The sequence below is a fragment of the uncultured Intestinimonas sp. genome, assembly GCF_944387245.1.
Taxonomy (GTDB): Bacteria; Bacillota; Clostridia; order Oscillospirales; family Oscillospiraceae; genus Intestinimonas.
Genome location: NZ_CALXEE010000058.1, coordinates 1 through 14,478 on the forward strand (window position 1 = coordinate 1; position 14,478 = coordinate 14,478).

Genomic DNA, 14,478 nt, shown 5'->3' on the forward strand with positions numbered 1-14,478 from the left:
GGCTTGACCTTAACATGATTGTGCAGGCGCTTGTCCTCCTACTTCACATCGCATTGTTCAGTTTTGAGGGTGCAGACCAAGGCACCCAGTGTTTTGGGAAAGGGAAGTTTGACAAAGCTTTCTTTGCATGCTTTCTTTCTCAAAAGGAAGTATGCGCCTTTAGCTCAGTTGGTAGAGCAACTGACTCTTAATCAGTGGGTCCCCGGTTCGAATCCGTGAAGGCGCACCACATGGCCCGTTGGTCAAGCGGCTAAGACGGCGGCCTCTCACGCCGCAAACGTGGGTTCGATTCCCGCACGGGTCACCATTTACTTTCTCTCGAAAGAGAAGGTAAGCAAAGAGAACTTTGGTAAAAGTGCTCTTCAAGCGTGAGAAATAACTAAATAGTGTACTTACTGTTGAGAAGAACGGTAAGGAGAAGAAAGTTCACTGAAGTTTCTTTTGCTTACTTTTCTTTTCAAAGAAAAGTAAGTCGGTGCTGATTGCGGTGAGGGTCCACCCGTTCCCATTCCGAACACGGCAGTTAAGCTCATCTGCGCCGAAAATACTTGCCTGGAGACGGGCCGGGAAGATAGGTAGTGCCGACACAAAAAGCGGACTTCGAAAGAAGTCCGTTTTTTTGCATGCCTGAAAAAATGTGAGGCGGCTCTGCCGCCTCACGAATGATCCAATACATGGGAGACATAATCCTTCACGTCAAAGGGGTCCAGAGGACTGTCCTTTTTCAAATAGAGGGGATGGTGGGGGTGGCCTTTGGCGGAACGCTTGCCGGCGGAGAACCACCGTGCATCAAAGTCCTGCCCCACAGCGATCATATCCCGTACGCAGCCGGGCAAATAGGGGCGCTTTTCAATAATATTGCCCCAGGCTGCCCAGATGGCAGGACGGCCGCTCCTGGTCTGCTCCAGGGCGTAGCGGAAGGCTGCCATGTTTTCGGCGTGGAGCTGGGGATTGAGGGTGCGCTCCATGTCGTCAGGACGGGTGGCCCGCTGGGCATATACGTTGAACATAATGAAGCTGTCATAGCCGTTCCCCAGAGCGATGCGCTCTACGGACTTCAGCGTGTTGTCCAGGTGGTTTGGGGCGGCGGTGGACGGATTCACCCCCACGCAGATGAGGGGCTTATCTCCGCGGGTCCCCAGGATGTACCGGTACTCCGAATAAAAATTGGGGACATAGAGCCACTGATTGACATCGTAGTCCGAAGAGGGCCTGAGGGCCTGCTCCAGGGCATCCACAAAGGACAGAACCGTAAGCTGAGATGTAGTGTCACAGGCGGGAATGTGCATGCTGATGCCTCCTGACGGTGGGATAGGGCCGGTGGAAGGCCTAAGACAAGGATACAGACAGAGGGGAAAAGATGCAATACCAAACTGTGAAAAAGGCAATTTTTCTGCGCCGCCCCAACCGCTTCATCGCCCAGGTGGCGCTGGATGGGACGGAAGAGACCGTTCATGTAAAGAACACCGGCCGGTGCCGGGAGCTGCTGGTGCCGGGAGCCACGATCTACCTGGCGGAAGGGACAAATCCCAACCGGAAGACCCGGTATGATCTCATCGCCGTAGAGAAGGGAGAGCGTCTCATCAATATGGACGCCCAGGCGCCCAACCGAATTTTTGGGGAGTGGGCAGCCGCCAACGGTTTCCGGTCCGGTCTTACGTTGCTGCGGCCGGAGACTACTTGGGGGAATTCCAGATTTGATTTCTACTGGGAGTCATCAGAAAACGGCCCAAAAGGCTTCGTGGAGGTCAAGGGTGTCACCCTGGAAGAGGGTGGAGCCGTCTATTTTCCCGACGCACCTACGGAGCGTGGCGTAAAGCATGTGGAGGAGCTCATGGCCTGTCGGGCGGCGGGCTATGAGGCGGCTCTGTTCCTGGTGGTGCAGATGGCGGGGGTGGCCTTCTGGTCCCCCAACGACCGGACCCACCCCGCCTTTGGTGAGGCGGTGCGGCGGGCCGCGGCGGCTGGCGTGGAAATCTTATGCCGGGACTGCCGGGTGACACCGGACACAATTACCATGGGGGAGCCGGTGGAGATCCGCCTCTGAGGCGCCGGAATTTGCAGGATATGGCTGACTATATTTCATAAACATAGCTGCAAAAGGCAGGAAAAGGTGGGAGGTCTCACAAACTTCACGGGACTGCCTTGACAAAGTGCAGGGAAGCGTGTAAACTGCCCCCAACAAGGCAAGGGCGCTCGATCCGCTGACGATGGCGGAGCGAGCGCCCTTGTTTTTTCACAGGAGGAGGAATGGAATATGTATTCGTCGGCTAATACCATCTGGGTGCTTCTGGGCGCGGCACTGGTCTTTTTCATGCAGGCCGGGTTTGCCATGTGCGAGGCGGGCTTCACCAGAAGCAAAAACACTGGCAACATCCTGATGAAAAACCTCATGGACTTCTGCATCGGCACTCCAGTCTACTGGCTGGTGGGCTTCGGCCTGATGTTTGGCGGGGCGGGAGCCCTGATCGGGGGCTTTGATCCCCTGGTACGGGGGGGACTATTCCGCCATTCTGCCGGATGGCGTACCCCTGACGGCCTTCTTTATTTTCCAGACCGTCTTCTGCGCCACGGCGGCTACCATCGTCTCCGGCGCCATGGCGGAGCGGACCAAGTTCATCTCCTACTGCATCTACTCCTTGATGATCTCTCTGGTAATCTACCCCGTGTCCGGCCACTGGATCTGGGGCGGTGGTTGGCTGGCCCAGCTGGGCTTCCATGATTTCGCCGGCTCCACCGCCGTCCACATGGTAGGTGGCATTGCCGCCGGCGTGGGCGCCAAGATCCTTGGGCCCCGGATCGGTAAGTACGACAAGAACGGCAAGCCCCAGGCTATCCTGGGCCACAACCTCTCCATCGGTGCGCTGGGCGTCTTCATCCTCTGGTTCTGCTGGTTCGGCTTCAACGGCTGCTCCACCGTGGCCATGGACAGTGACAGCGTCATGGAGTTGGCAGGCACCATCTTTTGCACCACCAACATGTCGGCCGCTGTGGCCTGCGTGGTCACGATGATCTTCACCTGGCTGCGGTACGGCAAGCCCGATGTGTCCATGACCTTCAACGCGGCTCTGGGCGGTCTGGTGGCCATTACCGCTGGCTGTGACATGGTCTCTATCTTTGGGTCCGCCGTCATCGGTGCCTGCGCTGGCATCGTGCTTCCTCTGGCCGTGGAGTTCTTCGACAAGGTGGTCAAGATCGATGACCCGGTGGGCGCTGTCTCGGTCCACGGTGTCTGCGGCTCCATGGGTACCCTGCTCACCGGTCTGCTGGCGGTGGACGGCGGCCTGTTTTACGGCGGCGGCCCCTCCTTCTTCGTCACCCAGTGCATTGGTGTGGTCTCCGTGGCGGTGTGGGTGTTGGTGACCATCACCATCGTCTTCCTGGTGCTCAAGCACACCATCGGCCTGCGCTGCTCCGCTCAGGAGGAGATCGACGGCCTGGACATCCACGAGCACGGCCTGGCCTCCGCCTACGCCGACTTCATGCCGGCGGGCGGCCTTACCGGTCCCGTGGAGTCTGTGGCCGTCAGCGGCGGCGCCAGCGAGGACGAGGCGGTACCCGTCCAGGTGGTAGTCCGGGAGAAGTCCGGAATCTCCGCCTCCGATGTGAAGCTCTCCAAGGTGACCATCGTCTGCAACCAGGCGCGGTTTGAAACGCTAAAGAGCGCTATGAACGCCATCGGCATCACAGGCATGACGGTGACTCAGGTGCTGGGCTGCGGCGTGCAGAAGGGCCGCACCGAGTACTACCGCGGCGTGGAGATGACCATGAACCTGCTGCCCAAGGTGCAGGTGGACGTGGTGGTCTCCAAGGTGCCGGTATCTGCTGTGATAGCTGCTGCCAAGCGTGCACTGTTCACCGGCCACATCGGTGACGGCAAGATCTTCATCTACGATGTGGAAAATGTGGTCAAGGTTCGTACCGGCGAGGAGGGCTTCGATGCCCTCCAGGGCGATTAACGAAAGATAAACAACAGGGGATGTGGACTGCGGTCCATGTCCCCTGTTGTTTATAGGTTTTTCATATTGGGTGAAGTGGGAGCCATTGCACCGGAGGGCCAGCTGTGATATGATAATAAAGACTGAACACAGCCACTGCGCGGTGAGAGGAGGGCAGTCCCATGGAGATACAGGTCCAGCGTATCACTCGTGAGATTCCCCATCGGGGCATTGCCTATCTGATTTTCCAACGCTATCCGGCGGAGGAACAAAATGAACTGCTGTTGCGGGAGGTCCGGGCGCTGAAGGACCAGGGCGCCCGGGAGATCTACGTGGCCTCCACCGACCCGGAGGCGCCTTTTGCGGAGGGAGAGAGCGGGCAGGTCCGCCTCACCCACGTCCACGACATATTGGAGATGGAGCGGGCACTGGGCGAGGACCGTCCCTGTCACGGAGGTCGGCTCCAGACTGTGCCGCTGACGGAGGCGCTGGAAGAGCAGTGGCTGGCCCTCTACAACGAGGCCTTTGCCGCCGTACCCAATGCCGCCACCTACGGCCAGGAGGAGCTGGCGGAAAAGCTGGCCGATCCGGGCAGCTGTGGCTTTGTGCTGGAGGACGGGATGCCATTGGGGATTTATGAGCTGGATCTCCGATCCGGAGAGATCGAGGGTATCGGACTGAAAAAAGCGGCCCGGGGCAGAGGCCTGGGCCGGGAGCTCCTGCTGCTGGCGATGTACCTGCTGGCGGAGCGTGGGCATGACGGCTGCCGGCTGTTGGTCTCCACCGCCAACCAGGCGGCATACCGGCTCTACCAGGAGACCGGCTTTTCTACTCGGCAGGTACGTTCCCGGTGGTTCAGGGCGGAAACAACAGGGCAGAAGGACCGTGACGCGGAGGAGGATGGGAAATGAGTTATCAGATCGTGGCCTTTGGAGACTCCAACACCAGATATTATCTGGGGGATACCGGTACGCCTGGCCCGCTGGAGGAGGCCTGGCCTGCTAAGCTGGAGGTCATGCTCCGGGCCAGAGGCGTGGACGTGACCGTTAAAAATGAGGGTCACCCCGGCGTTCAGGCCGACTATGCGATGGAACACTTCACTGATGCCACCGCCGGTGCAGACCTGTGTGTCCTGGGCTTCGGCACCAACGACGCCAAAAAGCTGGAGGTCCCCCTGGGGGAATTCCTCTCTGAGATCTCCGATGTGCTGGATCAGGCCGCCGAGGCCGGAATGCCTCTCATCCTGCTGGGTATTCCCTGGTTTTCCGAGTTGCTGGCGGGGCCTCAGCTTCAGAATCGGCTGCCCATCTGGAACGAGTCTCTGTCCAGCCTGTGTGATCAGCTGAACATCCCCTTCGTGGACCTGTATACCCCCTTCAAGGACGACCCGGAGCAGTGGTTCAACGAGCGGACCACCCCCAAGCGCCATCTCTCCGCTGCGGCCCAGACCAGGGTGGCAGAGCTGCTGCTCCCATTGATACTCCAGGAGATGGAGAAGAGAAAATAAATCCACGGCCTGTGGAAAGTAAATGCCTGTGTCCCCCACAAAAAGGAGGACACAGGCGTATTTTTATGTATTTGAAAGGGGAAGCTCCACCCAGAAGCGGACGCCGTGGGGGAGGTTTTCCACACCGCAGGTGCCACCGTGGAGGGTCACGGTCTCCTTGACAAGGGCCAGACCCAGGCCGGTGCCGCCGCTTTGACGGTCCCGGGCGGTGTCGGAGCGGTAGAAAGGCTCGAAAATCAGGGGGAGGGCCTCCAGCGGGATGGGCTCCCCGTCATTTTCCACCTGGAGGAGGGCGGTGCTTTCCTTTTCCCGAAGGGTCACCCGGATCTCGCCTCCCGGCGGAGTGTGGCGGAGGGCATTGGAGGCCAAATTGGATACCACCAGGGAGAGCCGCCCCTCCTCGCCGGAGACGGTGCAGGGGGCAAGGTCCAGGTCCAGGGTGACGCCGGCGGTCTCCATGGGCCGCTCCATGGTGTGGAAAACGGTGTCAACCACTCGGTCCAGGGCCACAGGAGTGGGCTCGAAATGGGTCTTGCCCGCCTTCATGCGGCTCAGGTCCAGGAGGGAGCTCACCAGGGCGGCCATCTGGTCGGACTGGTCCATGATGACGTCTAAATACTCTGCGCGTTTTTCAGGCGCGATGTCCTCCTGTAGGCCCTCGGCGTAGGAACGCAGGAGGGCCAGGGGGGTCTTGAGCTCATGGGCCACGGCGTTGGTGAGGTCCCGCTCCCGCTGGAGGCTCCGGGCCTGGGCCCGGGCGGTGAAAAAGGCCAGGAGCAGGGTGAAGAGCAGGGTGGCTGCATAGAGGAAGCGCAGGTCGTGGGTGGCCATCAGGGCGGGGCGGTAGGAGACGCCGGTGGCGGAAACCAGCCCCTCATAGGGGGCCACCGAGCCCACCTGGGCGTAGCCGCTGCCGCCCACGGTGGAGCCCACCCAGTAGTTGGAGGGAGCGCGGTCCCCCACCAGGTTTTCCAGCCGGGCTTCGGCCTCACGGAAGAGCTTTAGTGTGAGCTCCGGGCCGGTCTCCGCCCAGGCCAGGATGGAGCTGAGCTGGATGGAGTCAGAGGTAAAGGTGGTGAGGGTCTTGCCATCAAAGAAAGAGCTGTCCGTATCCAGAAGGGTCACCGAACGATCCTCGTAGTAATAAACCAGCTTTTGCGGGTAGACCACGTTGTGCTCCACTACGCCGGTGATCTCACTGCGGAGCCCTACGGTGTAGCTCTTCCCCTGGTCCGAACCCAGATAGTCATCGTAGAGCCCGCCCTCGGTGCCGTAGAAGCGGTTGAATTGCCGGTTTTCCCGGAGGAACTGTCCCAGCGTGAGCTGCTCGTCGTCGGTGAGGGCGGCGTCAAAGTTCAGATAGTAGTCGTAGACCCCCGTGCCGGGAAGGGCGAAAGAGCCGGAGGTAAGCAGGCTGCGGCCCATCTCCATTCCCTCGGTGTCGTAGAGCCGGAAGACCCCCACGGCGCCGTAAGTGGAGTAATAGGCGTCCATGCGGTCGTCGTACTGGGCGGGCTTGATGGTGGGATCGTAGTCTCCATCCACCACCAGTTGGGCGTTCATCAGGTTCCAGTCCCGGGCTTCACTGACGCCGCTCTTGAGCCGGGTGGTCTGGGCGTCCAGCTCCCGGAGGGAGAGGAGAAGGACCATCAGCGCCCACAGCAGGAGGAAGCGGGCGGCGGTGCGGAGGAAGAGGGGCAAAAACAGTTTCTGTTTCATAGGAGGCTCCCTTCCGGCGGACGGCTACTCCGACTCCAGCTTGTAGCCCGCCTTGAACACGGTCTTGATCTGTTTTCCGGCACTCCCCAGGGCGGAGCGGAGGTTCTTGATCTGCACGTCCACCGCCCGGTCCTCCCCCTCGAAGTCCCAGCCCCACACCCGGGTGAGCAGCTGCTCCCGGGAGAGGACCCTGCCCCGGTTCCGGAGGAGACAGAGGAGCAAATTGTACTCCCGAGGGGATAATTTAACTGGCGTATTACCCACTGTACACAGCATGGGCCCCGGTTGGAGCCGAATTTCCCCGCAGACCAGAGCGCCGTCCTCGGTACCCCGGCTCCGGCGGATAAGGGCGGTGGTCTTGGCGTAGAGGAGGGCCAGAGAGAAGGGTTTCGTCACATAGTCGTCCGCACCCAGGGCGTAACCGTGGAGGGCCTGCTCCTCTCCGCCCAGGGCGGTGAGAAAGAGGATGGGCAGATTGCTCTCCCGGCGGATGGCACGGCAGACGCCGTAGCCGTCCAGTCCCGGCATCATCACGTCCAGCAGCACCGCGTCGTAGTCCCGCCGGGCAAAATACTCCAGGGCGGTGTCACCGTCGGATGCCAGGTCGCTGTCCACCCCGTGGGCGGTAAAATAATCCTGAAGGATGGCCCCCATCCGGGGTTCGTCCTCCACGATCAGGATGGTGTCCGGCACGGCCGTCTCCCCCTCTCTGTCTTTATCCTATCCGATAGATGTGTCCAAGTTGTGTTTGAAAAAACACCCGGAGGGTGTGTTCCCCTCCGGGTGTCCTGCCTGTTATCTGCGGCCTCCAAAGCCACCGCCCCGGCCACCGCCGAAGCCACCGCCCCGGCTGCCGCCAAAGCCACCGCCACGGGAGCCGCCGAAGCCGCCACCCCGGCTGCCGCCAAAGGAGCCGCCGAAACCGCCGCCGCGACTGCTGCTGCTGAAGCCGCCGCCCCGGTGGTTGCTGAAGCCGCCACCGAAGCCGCCCCCTCTGGGGGGCGTGGGTCCCCGGGGCCCTCTGGGCGGCGGGGGAGGGGGCTGGTGCCAGCGGCGGCGGTACCAGCCGTAGCCCGGACCGTGCCAGAAGAGGATGGGCCGGAAGACATAGGGAGGTGTAGCCACGCCGTAATAAGTCCGGCGGTAGGTGTTATACCGGGCGGTATCGATGGCGGTGAGGACCGCCAGGAGCACCACCAGGAAGATGACCACGGTGACCACCGTCATGACGGTGTTGAAAGAATTGCTGTAATAGTAGTTATAATCTCCGCTGCCGGAGGTGCCGTAGGTGTTCACATAGACCTGGTCCAGGGCGGAAAAGAGGGCGAGGACACCCTCCCCGCAGTTCCCCGCCTGGAGGGGGGAGAGCAGGTTCTGGTCCAGAAGCATGGTGACGTCCGCGGAGGTAAGGCCGGGAAGAAAGTCATTCCCCAGAGCCAGATAGGCGTTGGTGGTACCTGTGTCCACTACCAGCAGGGCGTCCATAGAGGAGAGGCCGATCTCGTTGGCAAGGGCGTAGGCGTAGTCGTCAATGGTCTGGCCGTCGGTGTCCAGCACTGCCGCCACCGCCACCAGGCTGCGGTACCGGGCGTCCCAGTTGGCATTATAGAGGCAGAGGGTATCCTCTACGTCGGAGGAGAGGACGCCGGCCTCATCCCACAGCCAGGTCCGGTAGGGGGCGATATCCAGGCCGGTGTCCAGGCTCTGGGCCTGGTCCACGGCGGGAAGGTCGTTGTCCGTAGGCGCCCGCATGAGGCCGATGCAGATGGACAACCCGATGACCAGCAGCAGGATGACCACGGCCACCCAGCGTTTTTTCAGCATTTCCATGGTCTAAACTCCTCAGCCCCGCAGCTCCAGCAGCTTCTGCTTGAGCTCGCCCTCGATGCGGCCCAGCTCCAACTCGGCCTCCTTGCGCTTCTGGGCGCCGTCCTGCTGGATCTTCATGACCTCGTCCAGGGTGGAGATGAGCTGCTGGTTGGTGTGCTGGAGGGTCTGGATGTCCACTACGCTCCGCTCGGCCTCCTTGGCCGTCTCGATGGTGCCCATCTTCAGCATGTCGGCGTTCTTCTGGAGGAGCTGATTGGTCATGTTGGTGACGGCGTTCTGGGCCGCGGTGGCCTGCCGGGAGTGCTCCAGGCCCAGAGAGAGGACCATCTGACTCTTCCACAGGGGGATGGTATTCACCAGGGAGGACTGGATCTTCTCCAGCATAAGGGCGTCGTTGTTCTGGATGAGCCGGGTCTGGGGACCCATCTGGATGGAGATCATGCGGGTGAGCTCCAGGTCGTGGATCTTTTTCTCAAACCGGGAGCACATGTTGGCCAGGTCGTTGTAGGCCTGGGCGTCCTCCTGGGCGCCGGTCTCCGCCGCCTTCTTCCGCAGGGCCTCCAGTTCGTTCTCCCTGACCTGCTGGAGCCGCTTCTTGCCGGCCAGGATATACATGGTGAGCTCTTTATAGTATTTGGTGTTGAGGTCGTACATCTGGTCCAGCATGGCGATGTCCTTCATCAGAGTTACCTGATGGCCCTCCAGAACCGCCACGATCTTATTCACGTTGGTCTCGGCCTTGGCGTACTGGGCCTTCATGGCCTCCAGGTCGTTTTTCTTCTTCTGGAAGAAGCCGAAAATGCCGCTTTTCTCCTCCTGTCCGAAGTGCTGGAGTTCCCCCACCAGGCCGGCCAGGGACTGGCCGATTTCCCCCAGGTCCTTGGTTCGAACGGAGTTGAGGGTGTTCTCGGAGAAAGAGGCTATATTCTTCTGGGCGGCGGCGCCGTACTGAAGGACCACGTTGGAGTCGGTGATATCGATTTTCTGGGCGAAGTCGTCCACCATCTTCCGCTCGGCCTCAGTGAGCTGACTCTCGTCCAACTGCACGGCGTGCTCATCCCGAGCCTTCTGAGCCGCGGCGGCGTCCTCGGCGCTCTGGTCGGGGGTGAGGGTGAGCTCCGGCGCCTGGGGGGCCTGGGCGGCGGCGGTGCCGGCGGACAGGTCGGGAGTCAGGGTGAGCTCGGGGGTGAAATCATTGTTCTCAGGCATAATATGGTTCCCTCGCTTTCATCATGAATCAAAAGATTTTGAGGCGGAGGGTATCGATCCTCCGTATTCCGTTTGCTGCGGATTCAATTCTGACCGCCCAGCTGTTCGCCGGCCAGACCCTCCTGGGCCAGCAGGTTTTCCAGCACGGTGATGTCGGTGGAGATGTCCAGGGCCTCGTCTCCGAAGAGCGCGTCCAGCTGCTTGTCGAAGGCCCGGACCACGGTGTTCATCATAGACTCGATCTTGCCCATGGTGCCGTCGATGTTCTCCCCGGACACTCCGGCGGCGCCCATGCGGTCATAGGCATTGAGGAGCTTGAGGGTGGTGGGGAGGTAGTAGTTGAGGAATTTCCGGATCTGGGGGAGCTTCTTGGGGTGCTCCACCACATAGGAGATGATCTTTTTGGTAGTGGACTCCAGATGGTCGATCTGGGCGGAGATGGTGGGGTCGGCGATGGCGTCGTTGAGGCGGTGCATCTCGGACACTGCCCGGTCCCGCTCCTGAATGAGGGCGTCCAGTGCCGGATCGCCGGTGGAGGCGGGCTTCTTCTCAGCGGCCTCAGCCTTGGCCTTCTTTTCCGGCTCCGGCGTCTCAAAGGTCCGGTCGGGGCACAGGGCCTTGGCGATGAGAAAGACCACCAGGGAGACCAGAATGGCGGCCACATAATGGAGGGGGCGGTAGAAGGGCAGGAGCAGGCCGAAGATCAGCCACACCACGGCCACTGCATAGATGGGGAGTACGGATCGTTTCACTACTTTCGCCATAACTGCCTCCTTAAACAGGGGATACATGGCTATTGTACCCTCCCGCCGGGTGGGTGTCAATGGCCGGGCATTGACAGGGAGGGCAAAACTCATTATGATAAAAGAATACAGCTGTAAAACAAGAGGAAGTGAAGCGCCATGATGACATTAGAGGATTTCAAGGCCGCACGGAGCGTGCTTGCCGGGGTGCTGGCCGACACCCATCTGGTCCATTCCACCGCCCTTTCCAAGGCCACGGGGAACCAGGTCTACATTAAACCGGAAAACATGCAGGTCACCGGCGCCTATAAGATTCGGGGCGCCTATTATAAGATCAGCACCCTCTCCCAGGAGGAGAAGGAGCGGGGACTCATCACCGCCTCCGCCGGCAACCACGCCCAGGGCGTGGCCTACGCCGCCCAGGCCGCCGGGGTGAAGGCCACCGTGGTCATGCCCACCACCACCCCCCTGGTGAAGGTGAACAATACCAAGGACTACGGTGCACAGGTCATCCTCCACGGCGCCGTCTTTGACGATGCCGCCGAGCTGGCCAGCCGGCTCTCCCAGTCGGAGGGCTACACCTACATCCACCCCTTCAACGACCCCGTCCTGGCAACCGGTCAGGGCACCATCGCCTATGAGATCTTCTCCGACCTGCCCGACGTGGACATCATTCTGGTGCCCGTGGGCGGCGGCGGACTGGCCTCCGGCGTGGCTACTCTCTCCAAGCTGCTCAACCCCAACGTAAAGGTCATCGGTGTGGAGCCCACCGGCGCTGCCTCCATGAAGGCCAGCCTGGAGGCCGGCCACATTGTCACCCTGGACAAAGTGGACACCATCGCCGACGGCGTGGCAGTCAAGACCCCGGGCGACAAGATCTTCCCCTACATCCAACAGAACCTGGACGGCATCATCACCATCGACGACCATGAGTTGGTGGACGCCTTCCTGGACATGATGGAAAAGCACAAGATGATCGTGGAGAACGCCGGGCTGCTCTCCATTGCCGCCCTCAATCACCTGGACTGCAAGGGGAAGAACGTGGTGAGTGTTCTCTCCGGCGGAAACATGGACGTCATCACCGTCTCCTCACTGGTCCAGCACGGCCTGGTGAGCCGGGGCCGGGTGTTTACCTTCTCGGTGCAGCTCCCCGACCGGCCCGGCGAGCTGGTCCGGGTGGCGGAGCTGGTGGCGGAGCTCAACGGCAATATCATCCGGCTGGACCACAACCAGTTTGTCAACATCAACCGCCAGAGCGGCGTGGAGCTGCGGGTCACCCTGGAGGCCTTCGGGCTTGTCCACAAGGGGGAGATCATGGCCGCCCTGCGCCAGGCGGGCTACGACGCCAAAGAGGTCATGACCACCAGCGTCTGACAAATGCTGTGCCGCCCGCCGGCGGAACCGGCGGGCACCTAGAATGCCGGTACTTTTCCGGCTGGGCCGGAAAAGTCCTCGCTGCGCTCGCCGCCCTCAAGGGCGGGGCATTCGATCCCATGCGAGGCGGGCTGCCGCCCCCTCGCGCTCCCCCGCTGTAATCGGACGTAGGTTCAACCCTCGATAAGCTGTGCCGCCCGCCGGCGGAACCGGCGGGCGGCTATATCATGCGGCAGGCCGCGCCGGACCGTCGCCGCCGTGCCGGACGGCGGCGTGGGGCCGCGCTGGGGAGGCCGGCGGCTGTTCCGGGGCCACGTTCCGCTTGCCGTATCCTATGCCGCCCGGCGGCGGAGGGTGCCCGGAAGGGACCTGTCCGCATGTCGTTCAAAACCGCGTCCCGCCCTTGTCCCGATGATATTTTTCCACAAGGAGTGAAGAATTATGGTAAAGATCGCGCCATCCATTCTTTCCGCTGACTTTTGCGCCCTGGATCGGGAGATCCAGCGTGTCTCCACCGCCGACTGGCTCCATGTGGATGTGATGGACGGCATGTTTGTGCCCAACATCACCATCGGGGTGCCGGTGGTGGCTTCCATTCGGAAACATACGGATATGTTTCTGGACGTCCATCTCATGGTGGAGAAGCCGGGGCGGTACGTGGAGGCCTTCGCCAAGGCGGGGGCCGACCTGCTCTCTGTCCACCTGGAGGCCGACTTACCTCCGGCCATCCACGACGCTCTCCATGCCATGGAGGACAATGGCGTGAAAAAGGCCATCGCCCTCCGGCCCATCACCGCCGCCGAGGCGGTGCTCCCCTACCTGGAGCAGGGGCTGGACATGGTGCTGGTGATGACGGTGGAGCCCGGCTTCGGCGGCCAGAAGTTCATGACCGATCAGCTCAGCAAGATCCGGGCCATCCGGAGCTACATCGACCGGTACTGCCCCGGCTGCGACCTGGAGGTGGACGGCGGCGTCAACCTGGAGACGGCGCGGCTGGTGACCGAGGCCGGGGCCAACGCGCTGGTGGCCGGTTCTGCGGTGTACGGGGCAAAGGACCCCACCGCCATGATCACCGCCCTCAGGGGCTGAGTGGCCCATTATCCCGATCCGTTTTGGAGGTAACCGAATCCATGGAATACTTTCCCCCCGCCCTGGAGCGGCTCACGGAGCAGTTTGCCCGCCTGCCGGGCATCGGTGCCAAGAGCGCCCAGCGGCTGGCCTTTTTCGTCCTGGCCCTGCCGGAGGAGGACGCCAAGGAGTTTGCCGACGCCATCGTCGCTGCCAAGGAGTCCATCTCCCTGTGTCCCATCTGCGGGAACTTCACCCAGGGGGACGGACCCTGTGCCATCTGCAGCAGCGACAAGCGGGACCCCGGCCTGGTCTGCGTGGTGGCCGATCCCCGGGATGTCATCGCCCTGGAGCGCTCCCGAGAATACAACGGCCGTTACCACGTCCTCCACGGCGTCATCTCGCCCATGAACCACGTGGGGCCCGACGACCTGCACATCAAGGAGCTCACTCAGCGGGTGGCCTCCGGCGAGGTGCGGGAGGTCATCATGGCTACCAACCCCGACACCGAGGGGGAGGCCACCGCCATGTACCTGGCTCGGCTCCTGCGCCCATTCGGCGTCAAGATTACCCGCCTGGCCTACGGCATCCCCGTGGGCGGACACCTGGAGTACGCCGACGACGCCACCCTCATGCGCGCTCTGGAGGGCCGCCGGGAGTTCTTTTTCTCGTGAGAAAAAGAACCAAAAAGAGCTTTGTTACCGCTCTTGCACTGGCTCGAGGGTGATAGGTAGCTGCCCGACCACCGGTGTGGTGCATATGTGGAAGAATTTTTTGTGAGAAAAAGAACCAGAAGAGCTTTGTTACCGCTCTTGCACTGGCTCAAGGGTGATAGGTAGCTGCCCGACCACCGGCGTGGTGCATATGTGGAAGAGCTTTTTATGAGAAAAAGAACCAAAAGAGCTTTCTTATCGCTCTTGCACTGGTTTGAGAGTGAAAGGCAATCACACGGCCACCGGCGTGGTCCAACATATTAGGATAAAAGAAGCGGACGCCCAAGCGGGCGTCCGCTCGAGCCTGTCGAAAAAGTCCAGCGAAAGCTGGGCTTTTTCGTTTGCAAGAGGTAAAATAGCAATAGGTGGTGAGAAAG

12 protein-coding genes, 2 tRNA genes, 1 rRNA gene and 1 pseudogene are annotated in these 14,478 nt (G+C 61.4%); 10 read left to right on the plus strand and 6 right to left on the minus strand.

The window, feature by feature from the left end; translation table 11 throughout:
* The first annotated feature begins 153 nt into the window (after window positions 1–153).
* The 3 genes from Q0K15_RS08195 to rrf all read left to right on the plus strand — a co-directional run bounded on the left by Q0K15_RS08195 (window position 154) and on the right by rrf (window position 587).
* Window positions 154–229, plus strand: a tRNA-Lys gene (locus Q0K15_RS08195).
* 3 nt (window positions 230–232) lie between these two features.
* Window positions 233–307: transfer RNA gene (locus Q0K15_RS08200), tRNA-Glu, on the plus strand.
* 164 nt (window positions 308–471) lie between these two features.
* Window positions 472–587 (plus strand): 5S ribosomal RNA (gene rrf / locus Q0K15_RS08205).
* Window positions 588–656: 69 nt separating this feature from the next.
* Here the strand turns inward: rrf and Q0K15_RS08210 are convergent.
* Entirely contained in the window at window positions 657–1,289 is a 633-nt protein-coding gene (locus Q0K15_RS08210) for a DUF1643 domain-containing protein (RefSeq protein WP_294515103.1), read from the minus strand.
* 71 nt (window positions 1,290–1,360) lie between these two features.
* Here Q0K15_RS08210 and sfsA point away from each other — a divergent pair, with 71 nt between their 5' ends.
* The 4 genes and pseudogenes from sfsA to Q0K15_RS08230 all read left to right on the plus strand — a co-directional run bounded on the left by sfsA (window position 1,361) and on the right by Q0K15_RS08230 (window position 5,445).
* Window positions 1,361–2,047 (plus strand): DNA/RNA nuclease SfsA, encoded by a 687-nt coding sequence (gene sfsA, locus Q0K15_RS08215; protein WP_294515105.1) that lies wholly within the window; start codon window positions 1,361–1,363, stop codon window positions 2,045–2,047.
* A gap of 210 nt (window positions 2,048–2,257) precedes the next feature.
* A pseudogene (locus tag Q0K15_RS08220) lies at window positions 2,258–3,959 on the plus strand (ammonium transporter).
* Window positions 3,960–4,120: 161 nt separating this feature from the next.
* Window positions 4,121–4,849, plus strand: coding sequence for a GNAT family N-acetyltransferase (locus Q0K15_RS08225; RefSeq protein WP_294515107.1), 729 nt, complete (start codon window positions 4,121–4,123; stop codon window positions 4,847–4,849).
* Window positions 4,846–5,445: an SGNH/GDSL hydrolase family protein gene (locus Q0K15_RS08230; RefSeq protein ID WP_294515109.1), complete on the plus strand. Its 600-nt coding sequence runs from the start codon at window positions 4,846–4,848 to the stop codon at window positions 5,443–5,445. Before Q0K15_RS08225 ends, Q0K15_RS08230 begins: the two co-directional genes overlap by 4 nt.
* Window positions 5,446–5,508: 63 nt before the next feature.
* Here the strand turns inward: Q0K15_RS08230 and Q0K15_RS08235 are convergent, their stop codons facing one another.
* The 5 genes from Q0K15_RS08235 to Q0K15_RS08255 form a co-directional block, all read right to left on the minus strand.
* Complete coding sequence (locus tag Q0K15_RS08235) at window positions 5,509–7,164, minus strand: HAMP domain-containing sensor histidine kinase (protein WP_294515111.1); 1,656 nt, start codon at window positions 7,162–7,164, stop codon at window positions 5,509–5,511.
* Window positions 7,165–7,188: 24 nt separating this feature from the next.
* Window positions 7,189–7,857: a response regulator transcription factor gene (locus Q0K15_RS08240; RefSeq protein ID WP_294515113.1), complete on the minus strand. Its 669-nt coding sequence runs from the start codon at window positions 7,855–7,857 to the stop codon at window positions 7,189–7,191.
* Window positions 7,858–7,959: 102 nt separating this feature from the next.
* Window positions 7,960–8,994, minus strand: a complete 1,035-nt coding sequence (locus tag Q0K15_RS08245) for a TPM domain-containing protein (RefSeq protein WP_294515115.1) — start codon at window positions 8,992–8,994, stop codon at window positions 7,960–7,962.
* A gap of 12 nt (window positions 8,995–9,006) precedes the next feature.
* On the minus strand, window positions 9,007–10,203 hold the full coding sequence (locus Q0K15_RS08250; protein ID WP_294515139.1) for a toxic anion resistance protein: 1,197 nt from the start codon (window positions 10,201–10,203) through the stop codon (window positions 9,007–9,009).
* A gap of 83 nt (window positions 10,204–10,286) precedes the next feature.
* Window positions 10,287–10,967 carry a 5-bromo-4-chloroindolyl phosphate hydrolysis family protein gene (locus Q0K15_RS08255; protein ID WP_294515141.1) on the minus strand — a complete coding sequence of 227 codons (681 nt, stop codon included), beginning with the start codon at window positions 10,965–10,967 and terminating at the stop codon, window positions 10,287–10,289.
* Between the two features lie 138 nt (window positions 10,968–11,105).
* Between Q0K15_RS08255 and ilvA the strand changes: the two genes are divergently transcribed.
* The 3 genes from ilvA to recR all read left to right on the plus strand — a co-directional run bounded on the left by ilvA (window position 11,106) and on the right by recR (window position 14,062).
* Window positions 11,106–12,320 (plus strand): threonine ammonia-lyase, encoded by a 1,215-nt coding sequence (gene ilvA / locus Q0K15_RS08260; RefSeq protein ID WP_294515144.1) that lies wholly within the window; start codon window positions 11,106–11,108, stop codon window positions 12,318–12,320.
* A 441-nt stretch (window positions 12,321–12,761) separates the two neighbouring features.
* Entirely contained in the window at window positions 12,762–13,409 is a 648-nt protein-coding gene (rpe, locus tag Q0K15_RS08265; protein WP_294515146.1) for a ribulose-phosphate 3-epimerase, read from the plus strand.
* A 41-nt stretch (window positions 13,410–13,450) separates the two neighbouring features.
* Complete coding sequence (gene recR / locus Q0K15_RS08270; protein WP_294515149.1) at window positions 13,451–14,062, plus strand: recombination mediator RecR; 612 nt, start codon at window positions 13,451–13,453, stop codon at window positions 14,060–14,062.
* The last annotated feature ends 416 nt before the right edge of the window (window positions 14,063–14,478 follow it).

Bases quoted from the DNA above. Each gene is read 5' to 3' on its own strand.
- Q0K15_RS08210 (WP_294515103.1), bottom strand. From the start codon at position 1,289: ATGCACATTCCCGCCTGTGACACTACATCTCAGCTTACGGTTCTGTCC.
- sfsA (WP_294515105.1), top strand. From the start codon at position 1,361: ATGCAATACCAAACTGTGAAAAAGGCAATTTTTCTGCGCCGCCCCAAC.
- Q0K15_RS08225 (WP_294515107.1), top strand. From the start codon at position 4,121: ATGGAGATACAGGTCCAGCGTATCACTCGTGAGATTCCCCATCGGGGC.
- Q0K15_RS08230 (WP_294515109.1), top strand. From the start codon at position 4,846: ATGAGTTATCAGATCGTGGCCTTTGGAGACTCCAACACCAGATATTAT.
- Q0K15_RS08235 (WP_294515111.1), bottom strand. From the start codon at position 7,164: ATGAAACAGAAACTGTTTTTGCCCCTCTTCCTCCGCACCGCCGCCCGC.
- Q0K15_RS08245 (WP_294515115.1), bottom strand. From the start codon at position 8,994: ATGGAAATGCTGAAAAAACGCTGGGTGGCCGTGGTCATCCTGCTGCTG.
- Q0K15_RS08250 (WP_294515139.1), bottom strand. From the start codon at position 10,203: ATGCCTGAGAACAATGATTTCACCCCCGAGCTCACCCTGACTCCCGAC.
- Q0K15_RS08255 (WP_294515141.1), bottom strand. From the start codon at position 10,967: ATGGCGAAAGTAGTGAAACGATCCGTACTCCCCATCTATGCAGTGGCC.
- ilvA (WP_294515144.1), top strand. From the start codon at position 11,106: ATGATGACATTAGAGGATTTCAAGGCCGCACGGAGCGTGCTTGCCGGG.
- rpe (WP_294515146.1), top strand. From the start codon at position 12,762: ATGGTAAAGATCGCGCCATCCATTCTTTCCGCTGACTTTTGCGCCCTG.
- recR (WP_294515149.1), top strand. From the start codon at position 13,451: ATGGAATACTTTCCCCCCGCCCTGGAGCGGCTCACGGAGCAGTTTGCC.